The organism is Amycolatopsis arida, assembly GCF_900115565.1.
Lineage (GTDB): Bacteria > Actinomycetota > Actinomycetes > Mycobacteriales > Pseudonocardiaceae > Yuhushiella > Yuhushiella arida.
The window spans coordinates 95633-120314 of the sequence record NZ_FOWW01000006.1; the positions used below are offsets into that span (position 1 = coordinate 95633).

The following is a 24682-nucleotide window of genomic DNA, read 5'->3' on the forward strand; positions in this document are numbered from 1 at the left end:
TCAGCTCTCCGCGCGCAGGGTGTCGAGCGCGCGCGCCAGGTCCGGCGGGTAGTCGCTGGTGAACTCCACCCAGCGGCCGTCGGCGGGGTGGGCGAACCCGAGGCCCCGGGCGTGCAGCCACTGCCGGGTGAGGCCGAGCCGGCGGGCGAGCACCGGGTCGGCGCCGTAGGTCAGGTCGCCGACGCACGGGTGGCGCAGCGCGGCGAAGTGCACCCGGATCTGGTGGGTGCGTCCGGTCTCCAGCTTGATCCGCACCAGCGACGCGGCCCGGAACGCCTCCACCACCTCGTAGTGGGTCACGCTCGGCCGGCCGCCGGCCACCACGGCGAACTTGTAGTCGTGTCGGGGGTGCCGGTCGATGGGGGCGTCGATGGTGCCCCTGGTCGGATCCGGGTGCCCCTGCACCAGCGCGTCGTACCCCTTGTCCACGGTGCGTTCCTTGAACGCCCGCTTGAGCACCGTGTAGGCGTGCTCGCTCTTGGCCACCACCATCACCCCGGTGGTGCCGGCGTCGAGCCGGTGCACCACGCCCTGCCGCTCGGCGGCGCCGGAGGTGGAGATCCGCAGCCCCGCGGCGGCCAGCCCGCCGACGACGGTCGGCCCGGTCCAGCCGGGGCTGGGGTGCACCGCCACCCCGACCGGCTTGTCGACCACGACGATGTCGTCGTCGGAGTGCAGGATCCGCAGCCCCTCCACCGGCTCGGCCACCACCTCCACCGGCCGCTCCGGCTCCGGCAGGGTCACCTCCAGCAACCCGCCGGCGGTGAGCCGGTCGGACTTGCCCGCCGGCCTGCCGTCGAGCAGCACGTCGCCGGACTCGGCCAGGTCGGCGACCGCGGTGCGGGACAGCCCGAGCAGCTTCGCCAACCCGGCGTCCACCCGCATCCCGTCCAACCCGTCCGGCACGGGCAGCATCCGGCCGGTCACCGCCCACTCCCGCGCGCGCGGCGCCGGCTGGAGGTTCCGTCGTAGTCCCGGCCGAGCAGGGACAGCAGCACGATCAGCGCGGCACCGACGACGATCGCCGAGTCGGCGACGTTGAACACCGGCCACACGTCCCCGTTGGGCGCGAACACCGAGACGAAGTCGACCACGTGGCCGCGCAGCGGGCCGGGCGCGCGGAAGATCCGGTCCACGAGGTTGCCCAGCGCGCCGGCGAGCACCAACCCGAGGCCGATCGCCCAGCCGGTGGAGCGCAGCCGGCGGGCCAGCCAGACGATCGCGACCACCACGGCCATCGCGACGATCGTCAGCAGCCAGGTCATCCCGGTGGCCATCGAGAACGCGGCACCCGGGTTGCGGACCAGTTGCAGGTAGACCAGGCCGCCGAGCACCTCGACCGGCGCGCGGCCCTCGAGGGTCGCGGTGGCGAGGACCTTGGTGGCGACGTCGAGGGCGAGCACCACCAGCGCCACCAGCCCGATCAACGCGATCCGACGCGGCGGCCGGTCGGTGTCATCGACACCGCCGGCGGAGTCCGGCTGGTCGGGACCGGCGGGCTGGTCGGATCCGGGTCGGGCCGGGGGCTCCGGTTGGGCGGTCGCGTCCGGCTGGGCCGGTGTCGCCGGTCGAGCCGTGTCCTCGGGCCGGCCCGGGTGTTCGCTGCTCACCGGGCCATTCTCCACGGGCGCCGGGCACCGGCCGCACCCCGCCCGGTCAGCCCGGCCGGCCCGGCCCGTCACCGAGGAACGGCGGAAGCGGCCGCGGGTCGGGGCTGGGCACCCAGCGCCCGTCCTCGCGGGCGTAGGTCCACGCGGCGCCGCGCGCGACGACCCGCCGCAGCGCGCGCACCAGCCGGTCGACGTGCTCGGCGGTGGTGCCGAGGCCGAGGCTCGCCCGGACGGCCGGTCCCGCCGGCTGGCCGGCGCGGGCCACCAGCCGCCGGGTGGCGACGTGCGCGCAGAACGCGCCGTCGCGCACCCCGATCCCGTACTCGGCCGACAGCACGGCGGCCAGCCATCCCGGGTCCACGCCGTCGAGCACGAAGCTCACCGTGCCCACCCGGTCGACCTGGCTCCCCTCGAACAGGCTCAGCTGGGTGAGGCCGGGCACCGCGGCGAGGCCGCGACGCAACCGGTCCAGCAGCCGGCGCTCGTGCGCGATGACCGCCGGCCAGTGCGCGGCCAGCTCGGCGCAGGCCACGCCCAGCGCGTGGACTCCGACGGTGTTCGGCGAGCCGGCCTCGTGCCGCTCCGGGCCGGCGTGCCAGGCCACGCCGAGGCCGTCCCCGCGGCGCTCGACCAGCGCGCTCGCCCCGCCCCCGACCAGGTAGGGCGGCGCGGCGCGCAGCCAGTCCGCCCTGCCGACCAGCGCGCCCGCGCCGAACGGGGCGTAGAGCTTGTGCCCGGACAGCGCGACGTAGTCGACGTCCAGCTCGCGCAGCGAGACCGGGCGGTGTGGGGCGAGCTGGGCGGCGTCCAGCGCGACCCGGGCGCCGTGCCGGCGGGCCACCGCGGCGAGCGCGGCGACCGGGAACAGCTCACCGGTCACGTTGGACGCTCCGGTGACCACCAGCAGTCGCGGCCCGGTCGGGCAGGCGGCGAGCGCCGCGTCCGCGGCGGCCACCGCGGCGAGCGGGTCGGTCGGGGTCGGGACGCGGTGGACGTGCGGGCCGCGCCAGGGCAGCAGCGCGGCGTGGTGGTCGGTGTCGAACAGCACCACCGCGGTGTGCCGGGGCACCGCGCGGGCCAGCAGGTTCAGCGCGTCGGTGGTGTTGCGGGTGAACACCACGGTGTCGCCGCGGCGGGCGCCGACGAACCGGTGCACGGCGTCTCGCGCCTCGGTGTGCGCGGCGGTACTCACCCGCGAGGCGAACCCGGCGCCGCGGTGGACGCTGGCGTACCAGGGCAGGAACTCGTCGACCGCGGCGCGCGCGGCGGCAAGGCACGGCGCGCTGGCCGCGTGATCGAGGTTGGCGTAGCCGATCCGGCCGCCGGTGACCAGCGGCACCGGAAGATCCGCGCCGACCACGGCGGGAACGGCCGGCGCGGGCGATGGGGTCGGGGCGGGGACGGCGGCGTCGACCGTGTCGAGCGCGAGTGTCATCGGGCATCCTCCACGTGGTCCGGTCGGACCCGCGAGGGGTCCGCGCTTGACCGGCACACCGCGTGCCGGTCCAGGTCCTCACCCGGGGCACCCCACCGCGGAAGGAGGGTTGCCGGCCAGCGAGCCGGGGCTTGGCGCTGGCACTCATGACCTCGGCAGAACGGTAGCGGCCCGGCGCGGCCACGGCGAGCCGCGTCCACCACGTGGGAGGAGCCCCGAACCGGCCAGGTCAGCGGCCGGACTCGCCGCGCCAGCGGGCCAGCCGGCCGGCCCGGTCCACCGCGCGCAGCCGGCGCTCGGCCGCCGCGCGCGACTCCTCGGTGGCCACCACGAGGATCTGGTCGCCCTCCTGCAGCCGGGTGGAGTTGTCCGGGGTGAAGCCGCGGCCCTCGCGCACCACCAGGCTCACCGACGCGCCACGGGGCAACCGGAGCTCGGGCAGGTACACGCCGTGCAGCCGGGAGCCCGGCCGGATCCGCACCTGGAGCAGCACGGCGGCGAGCTCGTCCAGCGGCGCCGAGTCGACCTGAATCTCCCTCGGCTCGGCGCGCGCGGCGAGGCCGAGCAGCCGGGCGAGCGGGCTGAGCGTGGCGCCCTGCAGCAGGGTGAGCACGATGACCAGCACGAACACCGCGTCCACCAGCCGGCCCGCGCCCGGCACGCCCTCGCTGAGCGGGATGATGGCGAGCACGATCGGCACCGCGCCGCGCAGGCCGGCCCAGGACAGAAACGCCTGTTCCCGCCACGGCACGCGGAACGGCAGGGTGGCCAGCAGCACCGACAGCGGGCGGGCGAGCAGCAGCACGACCGCGCCGGCGACGAGGCCGGGCACCACGGCGTGGAGCAGCCGGCCGGGCGAGGCGAACAGGCCGAGCAGGACGAACAGCCCGATCTGCGCGAGCCAGCCCAACCCCTCGGCGAACGACAGGGTGTCCGACCGGTGCGGCAACCGGGCGTTGCCGAGCACGAGGCCGGCGGCGTAGGTGGCGAGCAGGCCCGAGGCCTGGAGCAGCTGGCCGGAGGAGTAGGCGACCACGCACACGGCGACCGTCGCCAGCGGGTACAGCCCGGTGGCCGGCAGCGCGGCCCTGCGCAGGGTCCACGCGCCGAGCCAGCCGAACGCCAGGCCGACGGCGAGGCCGGCGAGCAGCTGGTAGACCACCAACAGGGGCAGGGTCCAGTCGACGGTGACGCCGGTGGCGAGCACCACCACCGCGATGTAGGCGGGGGCGTCGTTGAGCCCGGACTCCAGCTCGACCGCGCCGGCGAGCCGCTTGCTCACCCCGACGCCGCGCAGCACCGAGAACACCGCCGCGGCGTCGGTGGAGGCGAGCACCGCGCCCCACAGCAGCGCGGTCCGCCAGTCGAGGCCGAGCAGGAAGTGCAGCGCCGTGCCGGTCACCGCGATGCTGATCCCGACGGCCACAGTGGACAGTGCGACCCCGGGTCCGAGCGCGGGCCGGACGTTGGTCCACCGGGTGGTCAGCCCACCCTCGGTGAGGATCAGCACGAGCGCGGCGAGGCCGAGCGACTGGGTCAGGACGGCGTCGTCCCACTCGATACCGAGGCCGCTTTCCCCGAGCAGCACACCGATACCCAGGTAGAGCAGCAGCGACGGCAGTCCTAACCGGATGGATACCCGGACGGCCAGCACCGCGGCGAGCAGCACGGCCGCGCCGACACCGAGCAGGGTGGGAAGCTGCTCCATCTTCCCTCCCCCTGCGCGACCGTCACCGGTTCCAGAATAGAGCGTCGAGCCGCTCGGCCGTGCCCGGTGGGGGATCGGTCACCTCGACCAGCTCGTCCCGCCCGCGCTCCCCGAACCACCTCGACGCCCCCGGCGCGCACGCCGAGCGCGGCGGCGAGCGCCGCCCGCACCGCCGCGGTGGCCCCGCCGTCCACCGCGGGCGCGCACCGCCACCAGCAGCGCGCGACCGAGCGCGCCGTCCCCCGTGCCGCCGACGGCCTCCCGCCGGGCGCCCGGCCTGACCGGGACCGCGAAACCGGGACCGCGAACCGGAGCGCACCTGCCACGCCGGCCACGCTACCGCGCCGGTGGACACCAATCCGCCCGGACGTGGCCGATCCCCGCAGGTCAAGGGCTCGGCGCGGGCTCGCTACCCTCGGTCTCCTTGGTATTCCGGTGACCCGCGGGGCGGTGCACCGCTACCGTTCCGGCATGGGGATCATCCTGTCGGTGAGCGTCGGCAAGGCCGAGCCGAGCGAGCACGCGAGCACCGGGGTGACCGCGATCGGGAAGCGGCCGATGGCCGGTCCGGTCACGGTCCGCGCGCCCGGGGCGAAGGGCACCGGTGGCAGCGGGCTGGTCGGCGATGAGATCGGCGACCGCCGGCACCACGGCGGCGACGACCAGGCGGTGTACGCCTACGCGGTGGAGGACCTCGACAGCTGGGCGGCCGAGTTGGGCCGGCCGCTGCCGCACGGGTGCTTCGGGGAGAACCTGACCACGTCCGGGCTCGACCTGAACGGCACGCCGATCGGGCAGCGCTGGCGGGTGGGTGAGCGGGTGGTGCTGGAGGTGACCGCGCCGCGCACCCCGTGCCGCACCTTCGCCGGGCACCTGGGCGAGCGGGGCTGGGTACGGCGGTTCACCGAGCGTGGCCGCACCGGTGCCTACCTGCGGGTGATCGTGCCCGGCGAGATCGCCGCGGGCGACCCGGTGCGGATCGTGCACCAGCCCGACCACGACGTGACCGTCGAGCTGGTGTTCCGCGCGCTGACCACCGAGCGGGAGTCGCTGCCGCGGCTGCTCGCCGCCGGCGACGCCCTGCACGGGGAGGCCCTGCGGCGGGCGAGGGAGGCGGCCGAGCGGGTGGGGTGAGTCACCGCGGCAGGTCGCGCAGGAACCGCGCGGTGACGGCGACGGCGGGGTCGGAGGTGTTCGCGTTCGGCACCAGCACGGCGAACGCGAGGTCGCCGCGGAAGCCGGCGAACCAGCCGTGCGCGTGGACGCCGGTGTCGTACTGGGCGGTGCCGGTCTTGCCGGACACCTGACCGAGGTTCCTCAGCTCGGTCGCGGTGCCGCCGGTGACCACCTCGCGCATCATGCCGCGCAGCGGGCGCAGCACCCGCTGCGGCGGCGCCGAGTAGCCCTCGTTCACGGTGGTGTCCAGCTCGCGCCAGAGCCGCGGGGTCACCGCCTCCCCGGCGGCGACGGTCGCGGCCATCAGCGCGAGGCCGAACGGGCTGGCGACGACGTCACCCTGGCCGATCCCGTCCTCGAGGCGCTGCACCGGGTCACCGGTCGGGCGCACGGTGCCGGCCTCGGTGTCGATGCCGGGGATGGCGAAGTCGGCGTTGAGGCCGAGCTGGTCGGCGGCGCCGGCGAGCGCGTCGGCGGGCAGCTCGCTGGCGAGCCGGCCGAAGGTGGTGTTGCAGGAGGCGGCGAAGGCGCGGTGCAGCGGGACCGGGCCGAGGTCGAACCGGTCGTCGTTGGGGATGGTGCGGGTGCCGACGGTGGTCGTGCTCGGGCACGGGAGGACGGTGTCGGCGGTGGCGGCGCCGCGCGCCAGCACCGCGGTCGCGGTGGCGATCTTGAAGGTGGAGCCCGGCGGGTACAGCCCGGACAGCGCCCTCGGATCGGCGCCGACCTCGGGGCTCTGCGCGACGGCGAGGAGGTCGCCGGTGGAGGGCTGGAGCGCGACGAGCAGCGCGGGCCGGCCGGCGCCGTCGACCGCGGACTGGGCGGCCCGCTGGACCGGCAGGCCGATCGTGGCGGTGAGCGGTGCGCCGTCCTCCGGCGGCGGGCCGCGCAGGGTCTCGACGACGGTGCCGGCGGTGTCGACGAGGTCGACCGACCAGCTGGTGGCGGCCCGCTCCCCGGCGACCCTGGCCATGGCCGGCAGCAGCACCGGCGCGCTCACCCCGCCGGCCGGGACGGCGCGGGTGCCCTGCCAGGTCAGCAGCGGGGTGCCCGCGCGGTCGACCACGGCGGGGCCACCACCGCCGGTGCGCAGCGCGAGCCGCTGGCCGGCGCCCAGGCTCGGGTGCACCAGCGCGGGGCTCCAGTGGACCCGCCAGCCCCGCTCGCCCTCGGCGAGCTCGAGACGGGTGTCGTAGGTCCACGCCGTGTCCGGGCCGAACGTCCAGGTCAGCGTGGCCGTGCCGGGGGTGTCGCCGGTCGGGGCGGTGGTCAGCCGGGCGGTGAGCCGCTCGGGGCGCAGCGCGGAGTGGGCGTCGGCGAGCACGCGCCGCGCCGCGGCCGGGTCGTCGGTGTGCGCCGCGGCCGCGGCGGCGTCGCCGCCGGCGAAGGCGAGGAGGAACTGGCGGGCGGTGTCGGCGGCCGACGGCGCGTCCTTCGCCGGGGTGCTCGTGCCGCCCTCGGCGGTCAACGTCACCACGGCGGCGGTGACGATCCCGACGACCGCGACGGCGCCCGTCGCCAGCACCCACCGCCGCGTTCGCTCCCGCACGACACCCCCTGGCTCGGACGCGGCCGTCCGCGGATGGCGACAGCCGGTTCACTATGCGTGCCCGTCAGTCTGACCATCGCTGGCTCGGGGGTCCCCGTTAACGGGCGCCGCGTGCGCGTGTCGTGACCTTCGTCGCTCACTGGAGGTACCCGGTGGCGCGTTGGCCGCCCGGGTACCTCCAGCCCTCCCCTCGCCACGCCGGGCCTCGCTGACCAGCTCACCGCCCGCCGGTGACGGTGAGTTCGAAGTGGACGGTCCGACCGGTGCGCGAGCGCAGCACGCGGTGCCCCAGCGGAACGACCACCCCGTGCAGCACCGGGTACTTCCGCCGCAGCATCCGCGCGGCGTTCCGGTCCTCCGCCCCCGCCAGGAGGCGCGCCCCGGCGGGCACCGCGGGGCCGGGGAGCGGCCCGCCGCGCCCGGTGCACGGCGCGATCTCGGCCTTCGGGTCGCGGCGCAGCCGCCTGGTCTTGAGCGACCGCTCGAAGCTGCGCACGTAGGCGCGGTCGCCGTCGACGGCGATGCTGACCGGGGTGCGGCCCGGGGTGCCGTCGCGGCGGTAGGTGGTGAGCGCGACCGTCTTCTGCCGCGCGAACGGTGCCAGCTCCGGCACGGTCGCGGCCGGCACCGCGCCGACGACGAAGCCGAGCGCCCGCAGCCGCACCGCGAGCGCGGCCGCGACCAGCACCGACGCCGCGCCCAGCGACCACGCCTGCCACGGTGATCCGCCCACATCGAGGTCGACGGCGTGGTTGACCGTGTGCACGGTGGTGGCCAGCAGGAACCCGGCGAGCACCGTGGCGAGCGCGTCGGCCCACAGCAGCGCCAGCAGCAGCCCCGCGCCGAGGCCGAGCTGGAAGGCACCGGCGTCGCGCAGGAAGTGCACGTGCACGTCGAAGCCCGCGAACTCCGCGAACGAGGTGGGCGCGGACAGTGCCCATGCGCCCGTGCCGAACGTCGCCGCCCCCAGCACCCCGGTCGTCGCCGTGACGAACTCCCGTCCTGCCGTCATGATCTCCACCTTTCGGATCCCGCTCGGCCTTCCGAGGGGTGGACGGGACAGCCCGCCGGAACGTGACAGCGAGACGCGGGCGGACACGTGTCGGCCGAGCGTGTCGAGAACCGGCCGCGGTGTTCGACGTAGGTGCAGAGCCTCCAGAGCCCAACCGAAGGAGCCCGACATGGACACCGCGAGCCACCGGACACTGGCCATGCTCCGCGCCGTCGCCGCGGGGCGCGGGCAGGTGTCCCACAGCAGCGAGCCGGACCTGTTCGTCGACGGCGTGCCGTGCTGCGACCAGTTCGCCGCGCACGCGCTCACCCACGACGGTCTCATCCGGCCCGCCCGGCCGGGGCTGGTCGGGCAGCGGGTCCCCGCGGTCCTCACCGGGGCCGGCCGCGCCCTGCTGTCCCGGGTGGCCGCGGCCGCCTGACCGGCCCCCCGGAACGTCGCGGGCGGGCCTACGCCGCCGGGCCGAGATCCGAGGTTCCGGCCATGGCGAGGTCGCGGCCGACGAGCACGAGCCGGAGGGCCCGCTCCGTCGCGTCGGCGACCAGCTCGGCGGCCCGGTCGAACGCCTCGACCCTGGCCATCGGCGCGGTGAGGATCCCGGTGACGGCGTCGATTCCGGCGTCGTGCACCGCCGCGGCGCCGGCGCCGATGGTCCCGGCGAGCGCGACCACCGGCTTGCCGTACCGCTTCGCCCGCCGAGCCACCTCCGCGGGCACCTTCCCGTGCGGTGTCTGCCCGTCGATCGCACCCTCCGCGGTGATCACCAGGTCAGCCGCGGCGAGCCGGGCGTCCAGCTCCACGTACTCGAGGAACACGTCGAACCGCGGCACCAGCCGCGCCCCGAGCGCGCCGGCCAGCCCGGCACCGAGCCCGCCCGACGCCCCACCGCCCGGCATCAGGCGGAGGTCACCACCGCCGGCGTGCTCCAGCACCTTCGCCCACTGCTCCATCGCCGCGGACAGCGAGGCCACCTGCTCCGGTGTCGCGCCCTTCTGCGGCCCGAACACCGCCGCCACGCCGCGCTCGCCGGTCAGCACGTTGCACGGGTTGCCCGCGACGATCATCTCCACTTCGGACAGACGAACGTCCACACAGGACAGATCGAGCCGCGCGGCCTCGGTCAGGGTGTACCCACCGGAGTCCAGCGGGGTTCCGGCCCCGTCCAGGATCCGCGCCCCGAGGGCCCGTAGCGCACCGGCACCGCCGTCACAGGTGCCGGAGTCGCCGCAGCCGACGATGATCCGCCGGCATCCCGCGTCCACCGCCGCCCGGATCAGCTCCCCCACCCCGTCGGTGACCGTGCGGCCGGGATCACGGGCGTCCGGCGGCACCAGGCGCAACCCGGCCGCGGCCGCCATCTCGACCACGGCGGTCCGCGGTCCGGCGCCGCCGAGGACCGCGACGTGCGCCGCGACGGGCCGCCCGACCGGCCCGGTGACGGTCACCGGCACGAGGTGGCCGCCGGTGAGCTCCGCGAGCGTGCGCGCCGAGCCCTCCCCGCCGTCCACCAGCGGCACGGTGTCCACCGCCGCGCCCGGCACCACCCGCCGCAGGCCGGCGGCGATCGCGCCGGCGACCGCCTCGGCCGGCAGGGACTCCTTGAACCCGCTCGGGGCCACCACGACGCGCATCCGTTCCTCCTCGGTGTTCTGCGGGCCGCCTGGCTCCGCGACCTCTCCGGCTCACCGCAGGGGCAGGCCCAGTGCCGGCCAGCCGACCAGCGCGAACCCCACGACCATCGCCCCGACCAGGGGGCCGAGCAGCACCGCCAGCCGCAGCAGGTCGGACCGGCGGTAGGTGGGCGCCTCGGTGACCGCCCCGAACAGCGCCACCGGCTTGGCGGACGCGGGCAGCGTGTGGCAGAAGCCGGCGGCCGCGGTGGACGCGAACGCCACCGCCGCGGGGTTCAGCCCCAACCCCGCGGCCAGCGGGATCACCAGCGGCACCAGCACCGACGACCGGGCCGACCGGGACTGCAGCACCAGGTGCGCGGTCAGGCTGATCCCGACGACCAGCACCAGGAACCCGACGCCGTGGCCGGCCGGCACGCCCAGCAGCGCGGTGCCGAGCCAGCTCGCCGCGCCGGACGTCGCGAGCGCGCCACCGAGGACGGCGGTGCTCACCATGAACAGCAGCAGCGACCACGGCACGCCGGCCAGCGCCGGCGCCATGCGGGTGGTGCCGAGCCCGGGCGCGGTGATCAGCACCGCGCCGAGCAGGGCGACCAGCGCGGGCGGCGCGCCGTGCAGCGGCTCGGTGCTCCACAGCGTGACCACGACCGCGATGATCGCGAGCGCCCGCCACTGGGCGGCGTCGAGCGGGCCGCGCACGGGGACGCCGGCGTGCGCGGCCAGCCGGTCGGCGCTGAGCCGGAGCGTTCCGGCCCGGTCGCGGCGGCGGGTCATCAGCAGCAGCACCAGCTCCGTGGCCAGGTGCGCGGTCAGCACCGCGAACGGCAGTCCCAGCAGGAGCCAGTGGCCGTAGGAGATGCCAGCGCCGGTCATGTCGGTGAGCAGTCGCACGGTGATCATGTGGGCGCCGGCGCCGATCAGCGTCGCGATCGCGGACAGCAGGATCACCGTCGGGAAGAGCAGGGCGAGGGCGCGGACCACCGCGGTCCGATCGCGCAGGGCCTCGGCCAGGGCCAGGAAGACGGGCAGGGCCACCGCCGCGCGGCCGGAGGTGGACGGCACGGCGAGCGCGGTGAGCACGAGCGCGGCGGTGACCAGGTGGGCGAGCTGGCGCACCGAGCGAGCGCGGGCGCAGAGCAGCACGGCGAGGCGGACGGGCAGTCCGGTGGCGGTGAGCCCGGCGGCGAGGACGAAGGCGGCGATGAGCAGCCAGACGATGTCCCCGCCCAGTGCGGAGAAGAGGGTGTCCGGGGCCAGCACGCCCGCGGCGACGAGCACGAGGACCGCGGCGAGCCCGACGAAGGTGTCGTCGAGCCGGGAGAGGGTCCAGGCGAGCACGGCGGCGGCGAACACCACCAGCGCGACGCGCCCTTCGGCCGGAAGACCCTGGTCCGGCCCTGGCAGCGCGACGGCGAGCGCCGCGAGCAGCCCCGCGGCGACACCGGCCCCGGCGAGCCACCATCCCCAGCGGGCGGTCCTCCGAGTGGGCGCAGCGGCGCCGACCGGCAGCGGCACGGTGGGCACGTCGCCCGCCGGGTCCCGGCGCGTGGAGCGCCCGGTCGGAGTGTGCCGGTACGACACGTGCTCGTGCGACGCGTGTTGGCGCGTCACGGCCGCACCCCGCCCCGCCCCGCCTCGATCGGGGCGAGGCTCCGCCACCGGCTCCACGACCGTGTTCCCCACCGCGCTCATATCGAACAGCGTCGCGCTCGCCGCTGAACCGTTCGTGAAAGCCGGATGAGAGGCTCTTCATCCGGGCGCCGGGCGAAGCCGTAGCGCACCGGTCGCGCGACACGTTCGATCGCGGCGGTGCGATGAGCCCCGCCGGTTCCGAGTGCCGCTTCGGGCCGAGGTCAACCCAGCCGGTAGCCCATCCCGCGCACCGTCTCGATCCGGTCGGCGCCCAGCTTCCGCCGCAGCGTCCGCACGTAGACATCGACCACATTGGACCCCGGGTCGAAGTCGTACCCCCAGACGTGCGAGAGGATCTGCGCCCGCGACAGCACCTGCCCCGGGTGCCGCAGGAACAGCTCCAGCAAGGCGAACTCCCGCGCGGTCAGGTCCACCGTCTCCTCACCGACGCTCGCCCTGCGGGTGCGCAGGTCCAGGGACAACCCGTCGTGCCGCAGGACGGTCACCTCGGGTGCCCGGTCGGCCGGTCGCAACCGCAGCCGCACCCTGGCCAGCAGCTCCTCGAACCGGAACGGCTTGGTCATGTAGTCGTCGGCGCCACCCTCCAACCCCGCCACGGTGTCGTGCACCGAGTCCCGCGCGGTCAGGATGATCACCGGCGTCGTCACCCGTGCCGCGCGCATCGCCCGCAGCACGGCGAACCCGTCCCGGCGCGGCAACCCCAGGTCCAGCACCACGAGGTCGAAGTCCCCGGTGACCGCCGCCGCCAGCGCGGCCTCCCCGTCGGCCACCACCTCGGTACCGAAACCGTTGGCGCGCAGCCCCTTCTCCACGAACGCGGCGATCCGATCCTCGTCCTCGGCGATGAGAATCCGGCTCATTCGGTACCTCCCCGACTCGTGACCGCGCCACCCACCGGCAACTCGATCCCGAACGTCGCGCCCTCTCCCGGCCGCGACAGCACCACCGTCCGGCCACCGTGCGCCTCGGCGATCGCCTTCACGATCGCCAACCCCAGCCCGGCGCCGCCCCGGCGCCCGGCACCGGCCGCGCCCCTGGCGAACCGCTCGAAGATCCGCGGTGCCTCCGCGGGGTCGACCCCGGGGCCGGTGTCGGTCACCCAGAACGACACCATCCCGCCGGTCAGCGCGGAACCGATCCGCACGAGGTCGCCCTCCGCGGTGTGCTGCACCGCGTTCTGCGCCAACTGCAGCACCGCCTGCGTCACCCGCTGCGGGTCCACCTCCGCCTCGCCCTCACCGAGCGCCTCCATCGTCCACGCCCGCGGCGCCAGCGCCCGCACCTTCGCGTCGATGTCGCTGGTCAACTCCGGAATGGACGTCCACTGCGGACGGACGAAGTCCGGCTGCTCGGCCTTGGCCAGCAGCAGCAGGTCGTCGACGATCCGCGCCATCCGGTCCAGCTCGTCGGTGCACAGCCGGACCACCTCGGCCCGCTCGGCCGGATCGTCACCCAGCAGCTCCAGGTGCCCGCGGACGATCGTGATCGGCGTGCGCAGCTCGTGCCCCGCGTCGTCCAGGAAGTCCCGCCGCGTGCGGAACGCCTTCGCCAACCGGTCCAGCATCGCGTTGAACTGCTCGGCCAGCGCCGCGATGTCGTCCCGCCCGCGCACCGGGATCCGCCGGGTGAGGTCGGCCTCGGTCAGCGACGCGGCCGCCAGCCGCACGGTGCGCACCGGCGCCAGGATCTGCCCGGCCACCACCCACGACACGGCCGCGGCCAGCAGCAGTGCCACGGCGCCGACCAGCACCAGCGTCCGCACCGTCGCGTCGGCGTCGGCCAGCACCGGGCCGGTGACGAATCCGGCGACGAACCACGACCGCGGCTGGGAGTCGACCGCCACCCGCACCCAGCGCAGCTGCCCTGCCGGCGTCGCCAGCACCCCCTCGCTGGCCGGGGCCCGCACGATCTCCCCGAGCATAGCGTCGTCCAGCGGGAAGTCCTGCACCGACGCGTCCACCTGCCGCACGGTGCCCAGCCGGCCGCCGTGGTCGACCACACCGACCAGCAGCTCCGCCCGGTCGGTGTACTGGGCGGCGAGGTGCCGGCGGAACAGCGCGTCCGGATCGGTGATCCGACCGCCCGTCGCCGGGTCGACCCCCGCCGCGGCGAACTGGTGGAACTCCGCGGCGTCCTGCTCCAACCCCCGGTTCACCCGGTCGGTGAGGGCGGTGTACTCGAACCGGGCCACCAGCAGCACCACCGCCGCCAGCCCGGCGGCCATCACCAGCACGAGCCAGCCCATGATCTGCACCCGCGCCGGCACCCTCGGCCCCCGGCCCGGCCGCGGCAGCGAAAGGGTGTCGTCTGGGCCGCACTCCTCCCACCCCGGAGGGCGCTCCACGCTCGGCGGCCGTCGCGCGGCCGTGCCCGCTGGACCGCACTCCTCCCTCGCCGAGACACGGTCGATGCTCGACGGTCGTCGCGCGGCCGTGTCCCGCTGGCCAGGCTCCCGGTCAGTCGTCATCGTCCGGCCCGTCGTCCACGTCGTCGTCGTCCACCGGGGGCGGCGGCGGCAACCGGGTCGGCTCGGACGTGCTGGTCGCGGTGCTCGGTGACGTGGTCGGCGCCGGACCCGACGTGGTGGGCAGCGGCGCCGGGGGCGACTCCCCGATCCGTACGACGGCCGGCACCGCCGGGGGCGCCGGGTCGCCGACCAGGAACACCGCCGCCAGCGCGGCGCACACCGGCAGCGCGAGCACGGCGACCAGCGCGGCGATCCGGGGAGCGCGACCCATGCCCCCAGCCTCGTCCGCGCCGGCGAAAGCGGGATGAGCCGACGATGAAGATTCCTTCATCTCGGCCCCACCGGTCAGGCCCTGGCCACCGCGACGGTCACCGGCACCCCGTCACCCACGGTGCCGGCGAACCCGTCGGTCAGCTCGTCGTACCGCACGGAGCGGGCGAGGGTCTCCGCGGCCAGGAACTCCTCGTGCGCCCGCGCCGCCGTGACCACCCCGTCCGGCGCGTCGACGGTGAGCGTGATCCGGTCGGCCACGTCCAGGTCGGCCTCCCTGCGGGCCTGCTGCACCACCCGCACCAGGTCCCTGGCCACGCCCTCCTCGGCCAGCTCCGGGGTCACCTCGGTGTCCAGCAGCACCAGCCCGGACCCGCCGGGCAGCTCCGCCGCCGCCCCGGAGTCCTCGGCCACCAGCCGCCGCTCGTACTCGCCCTCGGCCAGCTCGATTCCGGCCGCGACCACGGCGCCCCCCGGGGTGGTGGACCACTCCCCCGCCTTCACCGCCCTGATCACCCGCTGCACGTCCTTGCCCAGTCGGGGACCGGCCACGCGGGCGTTCACCCCGACCTCGAACCGGCCGTGCGCGGCGACGTCGGTGGTCAGCTCGACGCTCTTGACGTTCACCTCGTCGCGCACGATGTCGGTGAAGTCCCGCAGCACGTCCACGTCGCCGGCGGCGACCACGAGTCGGGGCAGCGGCAGCCGCACCCGCAGCTTGTTCGCCTTGCGCAGGGACAGCGCCGAGGAGCACACCTGCCGCACCCGGTCCATCGCGGTGACCAGCGCCGCGTCGGCCGGCAGCCGCTCGGCCACCGGCCAGTCGGTGAGGTGCACCGAGCGGCCACCGGTCAGCCCGCGCCACACCACCTCCGTGGTCAGCGGCAGCAGCGGCGCCAGCACCCGGCAGGTCACCTCCAGCACGGTGTGCAGGGTGTCGATCGCGTCCTGTTCGCCGGCCCAGAACCGGTCCCGCGACCGGCGCACGTACCAGTTGGTGAGCACCTCGAGAAAGTCCCGGACGAGCGCGCAGCTTGCGGCCACGTCGTAGGTGTCCAGCGCGTGTCGCACGTCGGTCACCAGCTCGTGCGTCTTGGCCAGCACGTACCGGTCCAGCACGTGGCGCGAGTCGGTGCGCCACCGCCCCTGGATCCCCTCGGCGTTGGCGTAGAGCGCGAGGAAGTAGTACGAGTTCCATAGCGGCAGCACGGCCTGGCGCACCGCGTCCCGGATGCCCTTGTCGGTGACGATCAGGTTGCCGCCGCGCAGGATGGGGCTGGACATCAGGTACCAGCGCATCGCGTCGGAGCCGTCCCGGGCGAACACCTCGTTGACGTCCGGATAGTTGCGCAGCGACTTCGACATCTTCTGCCCGTCCGAGCCGAGCACGATGCCGTGCGACACGCAGGTGCGGAACGCCGGCCGGTCGAACAGCGCGGTGGCCAGCACGTGCAGTGTGTAGAACCAGCCGCGGGTCTGCCCGATGTACTCGACGATGAAGTCACCGGGGTAGTGGTGCTCGAACCAGTCGGCGTTGGAGAACGGGTAGTGCACCTGGGCATAGGGCATCGACCCGGAGTCGAACCAGACGTCGAGCACCTCCGGCACCCGACGCATGGTCGACCGGCCGGTCGGGTCGTCCGGGTTCGGCCGGGTCAGCTCGTCGATGAAGGGCCGGTGCAGGTCGGTCGGCCGCACCCCGAAGTCGCGCTCCAGCTCGTCCAGCGAGCCGTACACGTCGACCCGCGGGTGCGCCGGGTCGTCCGACACCCACACCGGGATCGGCGTGCCCCAGTACCGATTGCGGGAGATCGACCAGTCGCGGGCGTTCTCCAGCCACTTGCCGAACTGGCCGTCCTTCACGTGCTCCGGGTACCAGGTGATCTGCTGGTTCAGCTCGACCATCCGGTCCTTGAACCGGCTGACCGCGACGAACCACGATGACACCGCCCGGTAGATGAGCGGGCTGCGACAACGCCAGCAGTGCGGGTAGGGGTGCTCGTAGGTCTCGTGCCGGAGCAGCACCGCGCCCTGGCTCGCCGCGGACCCGGTGCCGTTCTTCAGGTCGCGGATGATGTTGGGGTTGGCCTCGAACACCTGCTGGCCCGCGTAGTCGGGCACCTGCGCGTCGAAGCAGCCCTTCGAGTCCACCGGCGTCACCGGCTCGATGCCGGCGGCGTCGGTCACCACCTTGTCCTCCTCGCCATAGGCCGGTGCGATGTGGACGATGCCGGTGCCGTCCTCGGTGGTGACGTAGTCGGCGGCCAGCACGCGGTGGGCGTTGTCGTGCCCGGCGAAGTACGGGAACGGTGGGGCGTAGCGGGTGCCGAGCAGGTCGGCGCCCTGGTAGCGGGCCAGTACCCGCGGGTTCTCGCCCAGCTCCCTGGCGTAGGCGGCGACCCGCGCCTCGGCGAGCAGGAACCGGCGCCCCTCGGGCCCCTCCACCATGACGTAGTCGACGTCGGGGTGGACGGCGGCGGCGAGGTTGGCCGGCACCGTCCACGGCGTCGTGGTCCAGATCAGCAGGTAGGCGCCGTCGAGTTCGGCGAGGGCACCGCCGTTGCCCTCGACGCGGTACCCGATGGTCACCGCCGGGTCCTGCCGGCTCTGGTAGACGTCGTCGTCCATCCGCAGCTCGTGGTTGGACAGCGGCGTCTCGTCCCGCCAGCAGTACGGCAGCACCCGGTAGCCCTCGTAGACCAGACCCTTGTCCCAGAGCTGCTTGAACGCCCAGATCACCGACTCCATGTAGGTGGCGTCGAGCGTCTTGTAGTCGTTGTCGAAGTCCACCCAGCGGGCCTGGCGGGTGACGTAGTCCTGCCACTCCTTGGTGTACCGCAGCACCGACTCGCGGCAGGCCGCGTTGAACGTGGCCACGCCCATCTCGTCGATCTCGGCCTTCTCGGTGATGCCGAGCTGGCGCATGGCCTCGAGCTCGGCGGGCAGGCCGTGGGTGTCCCAGCCGAACCGGCGCTCCACCCGGCGACCGCGCATGGTCTGGTAGCGCGGCACGACGTCCTTGACGTACCCGGTGAGCAGGTGGCCGTAGTGCGGCAGCCCGTTGGCGAACGGGGGGCCGTCGTAGAAGACGTACTCGTTGGCCCCGTTGGTCCCCGGCTCGCGCGCCTCCACGCTCGCGGTGAAGGTGCGGTCGGCCTCCCAGTACGCCAGCACCGCCTCCTCCAGCTCCGGGAAGGACGGCTGGGCGGGCACCTGGGCGGGGGGAAGGTCACCGACCGAGGCCTTGGGGTACATCCGGTGCGCTCCTCGCGGGTCGTCTCTCGTCCGGTTCGCCGGCACTGGTCCGGCTGGCCACACGGGGACGACACGCCCACCGCCCGGCGAGCGTTCCGCGGTACCACCCCGTTTGCCCGCGCCGGCGGCGCGGGCCTCTCGTTGGTCGGCTGTGACGGGCCGTCCCGTCCGGTTCTACTGAGGACCCCGGGTCCCGTTCTTCCGGAGGCTCCCCGGTGATGGCCGGATCGACGCCTGTGCCTATCAGGTTAACCCGCCCGTCCACCGCGTAACGCACCCGCCCCGGAGCCCAGGGCCACTGGTCGGTGCTTCGTGGCCTAGCGGTCGGCGCGGGACTTGCCCTTGCGGCGGTGCGCGGCGGCCAACGTGGCGTCGGGGCCGCAGCGGGCACACGGGGTGAAGCCGAGCTCCCTGGCCTCGGACACGGCGATCGGGATGATGTCGCGGTCGGCCAGCCAGTCGCACTCGGTGAGGTGGTAGCGGGGGTGCTCGTCGACGACGACCACCTCGTCGTCGAGCTCGGTGACGACCAGCAGGTCGGCGGCGTCGGTCTCCTCTTCGGCCGGCTCACCGTCGGGGACCCGGCCGGCGCCCTCGTCGGACTCGCCGACGCTCCGCAGCTCTCCCGCCGCGGGCAGGAGGGCGGTCTGCTGCTTCGCGGCTGCTTCCGGCTCTCCGAACTCCCCGGCCTTCACGGTCTCGCCGGCGTCGGCTTCGGTGTCCGCGGCCTCCGCGGTGACGTCCTCGGCGTCCTCGGCGTCCCCGGCCTCGCCGGGCTCGGTGGTCTCGTCGGCATCGTGGTCCGTGCCCGGCCGAGCCGCCGAGCGCCGGCGCAGCCAGTCCACGAACAGGACGACACCGGCCAAGGCGGACAGGGCGATCGAGATCCAGGCCCACAGCGAGTCGGCGGTGATGAGTGCCGTGACGACGCCGCCGAGCGCGGCCAACACCAGGATCAGGACGATGTAGAGCACGGTGAATTACACCATGTGGCGGGCGGGATTGCCGAGTCGCCGGGCGGGGTCCCGCCCGCCGGGGCACCGGAACCGGTGCGGTCCAGGTGCCCCGGCGACGGCGGATCGGGCAGGCGCCGGGCGGCTCCACCGGGCGATCCGGGTGGGACGTGGTGGAGCGCGCGGGCGATCACATCACGGGGTGACGGTCGTGGCTCAGTACGCGGGCCGGGGCGGGTGGTCAGCCTGCCTCGGCCCGCGGACCGAAGGAGTAGCCCTGGCCGCTACCACCTCCACTGCCTCCGCTGCCGGACTTGCCGGAGCCGGCCGAGGCGGACGCCGGTGCGGCGGACCCGCGGTCGTCGAGCTCACGCAGCTGCGACTCGAGGAACCCGCGCAGCCGGGTGCGGTACTCCCGCTCGATGGTGCGCAGCTCCTCGATCTTCTTGCCGAGCGCGGTCTTCTCGGCGTTCATGTTGTTCATCGTCTCGGTGTACTTGCGCTGCGCCTCGCGCTCCAGCGTCGTGGCCTTGTCCCTGGCCTGCCGCTCGAGCGTCTCGGCCCGGGTGCGGGCGTCGTTGAGCATCGTCTCCGCGCGGGCGCGCGCCTCGTTGACCATCGAGTCCGACTTGGCCCTGGCGTCGGAGAGCAGCTGCTCGGACTTCGTGCGCGCCTCGGCGAGCATGCCGTCGGACTCGGTCTTGGCCTCGGCGGTCAGCCGGTCGGCCATCTCCTGGGCGAGCCCGAGCACCTTCGCGGCCTGCACGTTGGGCTCGCCGTTGTCGCCCATCAGCCCGACGTGGGTCTGGGTCTGCTCCATCGGCGAGGGCACGGGGGCGAGCCGGCGGGAGTCCTCCCGGTGCGGCGCGCCGGCCTTGGCGGCTTCCAGCTCGCTACGGGTTGATTCCAACTCCGCATCGAGCTGCTCGACCTGCTGCCGCAGCTCGTTATTGTCCTCGATCAACCGGGCGAGCTCGGTCTCCACCAGGTCGAGGAAGGCATCCACCTCGTCCTCGTTGTAGCCCCGCTTGCCGATTGGAGGCTTGCTGAACGCGACGTTATGCACGTCAGCAGGGGTCAACGACATCAGATCACCTCACGCACTCCATGGCCTGCCGGACAGCACCCGGGTCCCCGTCACCCGGGCAGTGCCAGTTGCATCAGTATGAACACAACCAACAGCAGCACCATAATCGATAAGTCCAGTCCGACCCCGCCGATCCGCACCATCGGGATGATCCGCCGCACCGCGCGGACTGGCGGGTCCGTCACTGTGTAGATGGTCTCCAGCGTTACCGCAACCCCCCCGACGGGTCGCCATTCCCGCGCGAACGCCCGCACGAGCTCCACGACGATCCGCGCCGTGAGCAGGAGCCAGAAGGCGAACAGCAGGTAGTAGAGGACTATCCGGACCGCATCCACGCCGCTCACTCTGCCACAACCGGCCCTCAGAAGGGACGATCGGAGTGCCGGAGGAACAGCCCTCCCTCGGCGATCCGCCGCCGGTCCTCGGCCGTGACCTCGACGTCCGGCGGTGAGAGCAAGAACACTTTGTTGGTGACCTTGTCCATGGAGCCGCGCAGGGCGAACGCGAGCCCGGCGGCGAAGTCGACGAGCCGCTTGGCGTCGGCGTTCTCCATCTCGGTGAGGTTCATGATCACCGGGATGCCGTCCCGGTAGGCCTCACCGATGGCCCGTGCCTCAGCGTAGCTGGTCGGGTGCAGCGTGGTGATCCGGGCCAGCGGGTCGCGCGGTCGCGGCTGCTCGGGCACCGGTCGCAGCCGCGCCACCGGCTCGGGCTGGCGCTCGACGGCGAGCGCGCCCTGCACGCCGGTGTCGGCGAGCGACCCGCGGCCACGCACCGGCTCGACGTCGTAGTCGTCGACGGGGTGGTAGCGCCCCCTGGCCCGGGGCCGGGGCGCCGGCTCGCGCTCGTAGGCGTCGTAGCCGTCCTCGTCCGGGTAGCCGCGGCGGTAGTCGTCGTCGGCGTGGTAGCTGTCATAGCCGTCGTAGCCGTCACCGTCGGCCGGCACCATGCCGAAGTACGCCTTCAGCCTCTGAAGCGCGCTCATGCCTCTCCCTCGCCCATCCGGAACGGCCACCCTGACGCTGAGTCACGCGCACGAACGCCGCTGGGTGAACTCCCTCAGGGCGAGGCTAATCCGCGACCCCCCAGCAATGCGGTTCCGACACGCACACAGGTCGAGCCGTGCGCGATGGCCTCCTCCAGGTCACCGCTCATGCCCGCGGACAGCTCGGTGGCGTCCGGGTGGTCCCGGCGGAGCCGTGCGGCGGCCTCGGCCAGCCGGGCGAACGCGGGTGCCGGCTCGGCACCCAGCGGAGCGACGGCCATCAGGCCGCGCAACCGCAGCTCACCTGAACGGGTGACAATCTGGGCGACGGCACTAAGATCATCGAGCCGGCAACCACCACGAGAGGGGTCGTCATCGAGGCTCACCTGCACCAGCACGTCGAGCGCGCGGTCCCGCTCGCCGGCGTTGCGCGCGTTCCGGACGGCCTTGGCGAGCGCCTCGGCGAGCCGGCCCGAGTCGACGGACTGGACCTCCGCGGCCCACCGGGCCACCGAGCGGGCCTTGTTGCGCTGCAGCTGGCCGACCATGTGCCAGCGGATCGGCGCGTCCGGCCGCAGCCGGGCCACCTCGCGCGTCTTGGCCGCGGCCTCCTGGTCGCGGTTCTCCGCCAGCTCGGTCACCCCGAGGTCGGCCAGCAGCGCCGCGTCGCCGGCAGGAAACGTCTTGGTGACCGCCAGCAGCCGCACCTCGGCCGGGTCGCGACCGGCGGCCGTACAGGCCCGCTCGATCCGGGCGCGCACCGCCGCCAGCGCGGCGGCCAGCTCGTCCTTCCGGTTGGTGTGCTCGGTCATGCCTCCACCCAGGTCACCGCCGCCAGCCGGCCGGTGGTGCCGTCGCGGCGGTAGCTGAACAACGTCTCGTCCTCCGCGGTGCAGCGAGGGTCCACCCCGATCCTGGCCACCCCGGCGTCGGCGAGCTGCCGCCACAACCCGGCCCGCAGGTCCAGGCCCGGGGTGCCGGCCCGGCTGCGGCACGCGGCACCCGGCAGGTGCGCCTCGACGTCGTCGGCCATCGCGGCGGGCACCTCGTAGCAGTCCCCGCAGATCGCCGGGCCGAGCAGCGCCTCCAGCCTGGACACGTCGGCACCCACCGAGCGCATCGCGGCCAGCGCCGCCGGCACCACGCCGACCCTGGCGCCCACCCTTCCGGCGTGCACCGCGGCCACGACGCCGGCCTCCGGGTCGCCGAGCAGCACCGGGACGCAGTCGGCGACGAGGACGGCGACCGCGAGCCCAGGGGTGGCGCTGACCAGCGCGTCGGTGGCCTCGGCCGGCCGGGCGGGGTCAGGGCCGACAGGGCCCACGATGGTGGCGGTCCGCCCGTGCACCTGCTCCATCCACGCGATCCGCCGCTCGGGCAACCCGAGCTCGGCGGCCAGCCTGGCCCGATTGGCCGTTACCGCGGCCGGATCGTCGCCGACGTGGTCGCCGAGGTTGAAACTGTCGTACGGCGGCCGCGAGGCGCCGCCCGCCCTGGTCGTGACCACCCGACGAATCCGCACCAATCGCCCCTCCGCTCGGCCGACTACCCCGACCCTATCCGGCACGCGAGCTCGGCCGCGCCGAGGCTATCGGCGCATGAAGGGAGGAACGTCGACCTCGTCGTCGGAGGGGTCGTCGGTGACCGGTACCGCGCGACCGGGCAGGCTGCCCTGCCCGGCCCGCGGACTGGGGTAGCCGCCGACGCCGCCGGGTCCGGGCTGCGGGAGCGAGCCGGACTGCGAGCCACTGCCGGGCGGCTGCGGGCGCGGTGGCGCGCCTCCACCCGGCCGGCCGCCACCCACGGGCTGCTGCGTGCCGGACGGCGGGGTCGAGCCGCCACCGCCGACCCGGCCGGCCTCGGCGGTGGCGGTGGACCCGTTGCGGGAGCCGAACGACGACGGCTCGAGCTTCTTGTGGGTCGGCGCGCCGGAGTCGAAGCCCGCGGCTATCACGGTGACCCGCACCTCGTCGCCGAGGGAGTCGTCGATGATCGTGCCGAAGATGATGTTGGCGTCCGGGTGGGCCGACTCCTGCACCAGCGACGCGGCCTCGTTGATCTCGAACAGGCCCAGGTCGGAGCCACCGGCGATGGACAGCAGCGCGCCGTGCGCGCCGTCCATCGACGCCTCGAGCAGCGGCGAGTTGATGGCCTTCTCGGCGGCCTGCACGGCACGCCCCTCGCCGCGCGCCGAGCCGATGCCCATCAGCGCGCTGCCCGCGCCGGACATGACGCTCTTGACGTCGGCGAAGTCCAGGTTGATCAGGCCGGGCGTGGTGATCAGGTCGGTGATGCCCTGGACGCCGGAGAGCAGCACCTCGTCGGCCGAGCGGAAGGCGTCCATCAGGCTGACCCCGATGTCGCCGAGCTGCAGCAGCCGGTCGTTGGGGATCACGATGAGCGTGTCGCACTCGTTGCGCAGCGACTGGATCCCGTCCTCGGCCTGCTTGCTGCGCCGCTTGCCCTCGAAGGAGAAGGGCCGGGTGACCACACCGATGGTCAGCGCGCCGAGCTTGCGCGCGATCTGGGCGACGACCGGGGCGCCACCGGTGCCGGTGCCACCGCCCTCGCCCGCGGTGACGAACACCATGTCGGCGCCCTTGAGGACCTCCTCGATCTCCTCGCGGTGGTCCTCGGCGGCCCGCTGCCCGACCTCGGGGGCGGCACCGGCACCGAGCCCGCGGGTGAGCTCGCGGCCGATGTCGAGCTTGACGTCGGCGTCGGACATCAGCAGGGCCTGGGCGTCGGTGTTCACCGCGATGAACTCGACGCCCTTCAGGCCGACCTCGATCATGCGATTGACGGCGTTCACGCCGCCGCCGCCGATGCCGACGACCTTGATCACCGCGAGGTAGTTGTGCGGGGGCGTCATCGGAGTCGCCTTCCTGATCGTGGTTCGTTCGTACTGCGCGTTGGTCGGTGGTCCGCTCTCCGGCCAGAAACCCTCAACCTCAACTCAAGGCTCAGAGTTATGTCAACTACCAACGTCGTGCAGGACGGTAGGCATCCGGGAGGCGTGAATCCAGCAGCCACGCCGTGTGTCCCCAAACGTGTTTCGCCACAGTGCTTTCCGTCTGCTATTCCGTCTGCTTCGCCGTCTCCCCGAGGCCGGCGGCACGCGAGCGAACCGGTCAGGACACGGTGGGCAGCTCCGGGCTGGACACGTCGTAGGTGTCGCCCTCCCTGGTGAGCAGCGCGGCCAGCACCTTGGCCTTGCGCTCGGTCTGCTCGGCGTCTCCCCAGCGGACGGTCTTGCCGTCGGCCAGGGTGAGCTCGACGCTGCCCGGCGTCCGCGCACCGGCGGCCACCACCCGCTCCCGCAGCGGCCCCGGGATCGTGTCGAGCACGGCGGTCACCGCCCTGGTGGTCGGATCGTCCGGCGTCACCCTGGGCAGCCGCAGCTCGGGCAGCCCCTCGGGCCGCTCCGGCACCTCCTTGAACGCCACCCCGGAGGCGTCCACCAGATGCAGCGACTCCCCGGTGTCGAAGAAGCCGATCGCGGTGCGCTCGGTGATGGTGATCTCGATTGTCGACGGCCACGAGCGGGAGACCTCGGCGGTGGCCACCCCGGGCAGAGCCAGCACGCGGTCGCGGATCTCGTCGGTGTCCACCCGCAGCATCGGCCGCTCCTCGGGCACCTGGGCGGCCGCGATCACCTGGTCGGTGGACAGCCCGTGCAGGCCGAGCACCTCGACCGTGCGCACCGACAGCAGCGGGGTGAACAGCAGCACGTAGCCCAGCCCGACGACGGTGAGCACGCTGAGCAGCGCCACCCAGCGCCGGCGCAGCGCCTTGCGCCGGCTGGGCCGGGTGCCGGTGCGCGCCCGGGCGCTGGGCGGCCGGCGCCCCCGCCGGCTGCGCACGGCCTCACCCCTTCCCCGAGCGCTCCTG

The 24682-nt window shown here is 74.4% G+C and carries 22 protein-coding genes and 1 riboswitch; of the genes, 2 read left to right on the top strand and 20 right to left on the bottom strand.

The genetic code is table 11. The annotated features are described in order from the left end of the window. The 4 genes from BM051_RS18095 to BM051_RS18110 all read right to left on the bottom strand — a co-directional run bounded on the left by BM051_RS18095 (position 1) and on the right by BM051_RS18110 (position 4753). Positions 1–927, bottom strand: a complete 927-nt coding sequence (locus BM051_RS18095; protein WP_092531490.1) for an RluA family pseudouridine synthase — start codon at positions 925–927, stop codon at positions 1–3. Further along, on the bottom strand, positions 924–1610 hold the full coding sequence (gene lspA / locus BM051_RS18100; RefSeq protein WP_424923257.1) for a signal peptidase II: 687 nt from the start codon (positions 1608–1610) through the stop codon (positions 924–926). Before lspA ends, BM051_RS18095 begins: the two co-directional genes overlap by 4 nt. A gap of 46 nt (positions 1611–1656) precedes the next feature. After that, a complete protein-coding gene (locus tag BM051_RS18105; protein WP_092531494.1) occupies positions 1657–3045 on the bottom strand; it encodes an aminotransferase class V-fold PLP-dependent enzyme in 1389 nt (462 codons plus the stop codon). Positions 3046–3082: 37 nt separating this feature from the next. Next, positions 3083–3197, bottom strand: a riboswitch (SAM riboswitch). 77 nt (positions 3198–3274) lie between these two features. Beyond that, positions 3275–4753, bottom strand: a complete 1479-nt coding sequence (locus tag BM051_RS18110; protein WP_092531496.1) for a potassium/proton antiporter — start codon at positions 4751–4753, stop codon at positions 3275–3277. A 471-nt stretch (positions 4754–5224) separates the two neighbouring features. On the opposite strand from BM051_RS18110, the gene BM051_RS18120 reads away from it, so the two are divergent. Next, the gene (locus tag BM051_RS18120) at positions 5225–5887 is read left to right on the top strand and encodes an MOSC domain-containing protein (protein WP_092532099.1); all 663 of its coding nucleotides are present in this window, start codon (positions 5225–5227) and stop codon (positions 5885–5887) included. Position 5888: 1 nt separating this feature from the next. Here the strand turns inward: BM051_RS18120 and BM051_RS18125 are convergent, their stop codons facing one another. Further along, positions 5889–7478 (bottom strand): penicillin-binding transpeptidase domain-containing protein, encoded by a 1590-nt coding sequence (locus BM051_RS18125; protein WP_243859308.1) that lies wholly within the window; start codon positions 7476–7478, stop codon positions 5889–5891. Positions 7479–7695: 217 nt separating this feature from the next. Next, positions 7696–8490, bottom strand: a complete 795-nt coding sequence (locus BM051_RS18130) for a PPOX class F420-dependent oxidoreductase (protein ID WP_092531498.1) — start codon at positions 8488–8490, stop codon at positions 7696–7698. 169 nt (positions 8491–8659) lie between these two features. Here BM051_RS18130 and BM051_RS18135 point away from each other — a divergent pair, with 169 nt between their 5' ends. Continuing rightward, positions 8660–8911: a hypothetical protein gene (locus BM051_RS18135; protein WP_166677623.1), complete on the top strand. Its 252-nt coding sequence runs from the start codon at positions 8660–8662 to the stop codon at positions 8909–8911. A gap of 28 nt (positions 8912–8939) precedes the next feature. Here BM051_RS18135 and BM051_RS18140 read toward each other — a convergent pair whose 3' ends face one another. The 14 genes from BM051_RS18140 to BM051_RS18205 form a co-directional block, all read right to left on the bottom strand. Further along, complete coding sequence (locus BM051_RS18140; RefSeq protein ID WP_092531500.1) at positions 8940–10121, bottom strand: glycerate kinase family protein; 1182 nt, start codon at positions 10119–10121, stop codon at positions 8940–8942. 51 nt (positions 10122–10172) lie between these two features. Further along, positions 10173–11732: an SLC13 family permease gene (locus tag BM051_RS18145; RefSeq protein ID WP_243859307.1), complete on the bottom strand. Its 1560-nt coding sequence runs from the start codon at positions 11730–11732 to the stop codon at positions 10173–10175. 242 nt (positions 11733–11974) lie between these two features. After that, a complete protein-coding gene (locus BM051_RS18150; protein ID WP_092531504.1) occupies positions 11975–12634 on the bottom strand; it encodes a response regulator transcription factor in 660 nt (219 codons plus the stop codon). After that, positions 12631–14019, bottom strand: a complete 1389-nt coding sequence (locus BM051_RS18155; RefSeq protein WP_092532107.1) for a sensor histidine kinase — start codon at positions 14017–14019, stop codon at positions 12631–12633. Before BM051_RS18155 ends, BM051_RS18150 begins: the two co-directional genes overlap by 4 nt. Positions 14020–14230: 211 nt before the next feature. Next, entirely contained in the window at positions 14231–14512 is a 282-nt protein-coding gene (locus tag BM051_RS18160) for a hypothetical protein (RefSeq protein ID WP_092531506.1), read from the bottom strand. A gap of 74 nt (positions 14513–14586) precedes the next feature. Then, positions 14587–17766: an isoleucine--tRNA ligase gene (ileS, locus tag BM051_RS18165; protein WP_092531508.1), complete on the bottom strand. Its 3180-nt coding sequence runs from the start codon at positions 17764–17766 to the stop codon at positions 14587–14589. Between the two features lie 317 nt (positions 17767–18083). Then, complete coding sequence (locus BM051_RS18170; RefSeq protein WP_092531510.1) at positions 18084–18740, bottom strand: hypothetical protein; 657 nt, start codon at positions 18738–18740, stop codon at positions 18084–18086. 220 nt (positions 18741–18960) lie between these two features. After that, on the bottom strand, positions 18961–19806 hold the full coding sequence (gene wag31, locus BM051_RS18175; protein WP_092531512.1) for a DivIVA-like cell division protein Wag31: 846 nt from the start codon (positions 19804–19806) through the stop codon (positions 18961–18963). Positions 19807–19856: 50 nt separating this feature from the next. Further along, on the bottom strand, positions 19857–20141 hold the full coding sequence (locus tag BM051_RS18180) for a YggT family protein (RefSeq protein ID WP_092532109.1): 285 nt from the start codon (positions 20139–20141) through the stop codon (positions 19857–19859). A 26-nt stretch (positions 20142–20167) separates the two neighbouring features. After that, the gene (locus BM051_RS18185) at positions 20168–20791 is read right to left on the bottom strand and encodes a cell division protein SepF (RefSeq protein ID WP_092531514.1); all 624 of its coding nucleotides are present in this window, start codon (positions 20789–20791) and stop codon (positions 20168–20170) included. 74 nt (positions 20792–20865) lie between these two features. Continuing rightward, a complete protein-coding gene (locus BM051_RS18190) occupies positions 20866–21603 on the bottom strand; it encodes a YggS family pyridoxal phosphate-dependent enzyme (protein WP_092531516.1) in 738 nt (245 codons plus the stop codon). Then, positions 21600–22313 carry a peptidoglycan editing factor PgeF gene (pgeF, locus tag BM051_RS18195; protein ID WP_092531518.1) on the bottom strand — a complete coding sequence of 238 codons (714 nt, stop codon included), beginning with the start codon at positions 22311–22313 and terminating at the stop codon, positions 21600–21602. The genes BM051_RS18190 and pgeF overlap by 4 nt, the downstream gene beginning before the upstream one ends. Before the next feature lie 66 nt (positions 22314–22379). Further along, positions 22380–23663, bottom strand: a complete 1284-nt coding sequence (gene ftsZ, locus BM051_RS18200; protein ID WP_092531520.1) for a cell division protein FtsZ — start codon at positions 23661–23663, stop codon at positions 22380–22382. A 259-nt stretch (positions 23664–23922) separates the two neighbouring features. Further along, positions 23923–24654, bottom strand: a complete 732-nt coding sequence (locus BM051_RS18205) for a cell division protein FtsQ/DivIB (RefSeq protein WP_243859306.1) — start codon at positions 24652–24654, stop codon at positions 23923–23925. Between the last annotated feature and the right edge of the window lie 28 nt (positions 24655–24682).

What these genes read in the sequence shown, in the direction of transcription:
- BM051_RS18185 (WP_092531514.1), bottom strand. Translation starts at nt 20,791, where the DNA reads ATGAGCGCGCTTCAGAGGCTGAAGGCGTACTTCGGCATGGTGCCGGCC.
- BM051_RS18135 (WP_166677623.1), top strand. Translation starts at nt 8,660, where the DNA reads ATGGACACCGCGAGCCACCGGACACTGGCCATGCTCCGCGCCGTCGCC.
- ileS (WP_092531508.1), bottom strand. Translation starts at nt 17,766, where the DNA reads ATGTACCCCAAGGCCTCGGTCGGTGACCTTCCCCCCGCCCAGGTGCCC.
- BM051_RS18190 (WP_092531516.1), bottom strand. Translation starts at nt 21,603, where the DNA reads ATGACCGAGCACACCAACCGGAAGGACGAGCTGGCCGCCGCGCTGGCG.
- BM051_RS18150 (WP_092531504.1), bottom strand. Translation starts at nt 12,634, where the DNA reads ATGAGCCGGATTCTCATCGCCGAGGACGAGGATCGGATCGCCGCGTTC.
- BM051_RS18155 (WP_092532107.1), bottom strand. Translation starts at nt 14,019, where the DNA reads ATGGGCTGGCTCGTGCTGGTGATGGCCGCCGGGCTGGCGGCGGTGGTG.
- BM051_RS18120 (WP_092532099.1), top strand. Translation starts at nt 5,225, where the DNA reads ATGGGGATCATCCTGTCGGTGAGCGTCGGCAAGGCCGAGCCGAGCGAG.
- BM051_RS18130 (WP_092531498.1), bottom strand. Translation starts at nt 8,490, where the DNA reads ATGACGGCAGGACGGGAGTTCGTCACGGCGACGACCGGGGTGCTGGGG.
- ftsZ (WP_092531520.1), bottom strand. Translation starts at nt 23,663, where the DNA reads ATGACGCCCCCGCACAACTACCTCGCGGTGATCAAGGTCGTCGGCATC.
- BM051_RS18160 (WP_092531506.1), bottom strand. Translation starts at nt 14,512, where the DNA reads ATGGGTCGCGCTCCCCGGATCGCCGCGCTGGTCGCCGTGCTCGCGCTG.
- BM051_RS18110 (WP_092531496.1), bottom strand. Translation starts at nt 4,753, where the DNA reads ATGGAGCAGCTTCCCACCCTGCTCGGTGTCGGCGCGGCCGTGCTGCTC.
- wag31 (WP_092531512.1), bottom strand. Translation starts at nt 19,806, where the DNA reads ATGTCGTTGACCCCTGCTGACGTGCATAACGTCGCGTTCAGCAAGCCT.
- BM051_RS18105 (WP_092531494.1), bottom strand. Translation starts at nt 3,045, where the DNA reads ATGACACTCGCGCTCGACACGGTCGACGCCGCCGTCCCCGCCCCGACC.
- BM051_RS18140 (WP_092531500.1), bottom strand. Translation starts at nt 10,121, where the DNA reads ATGCGCGTCGTGGTGGCCCCGAGCGGGTTCAAGGAGTCCCTGCCGGCC.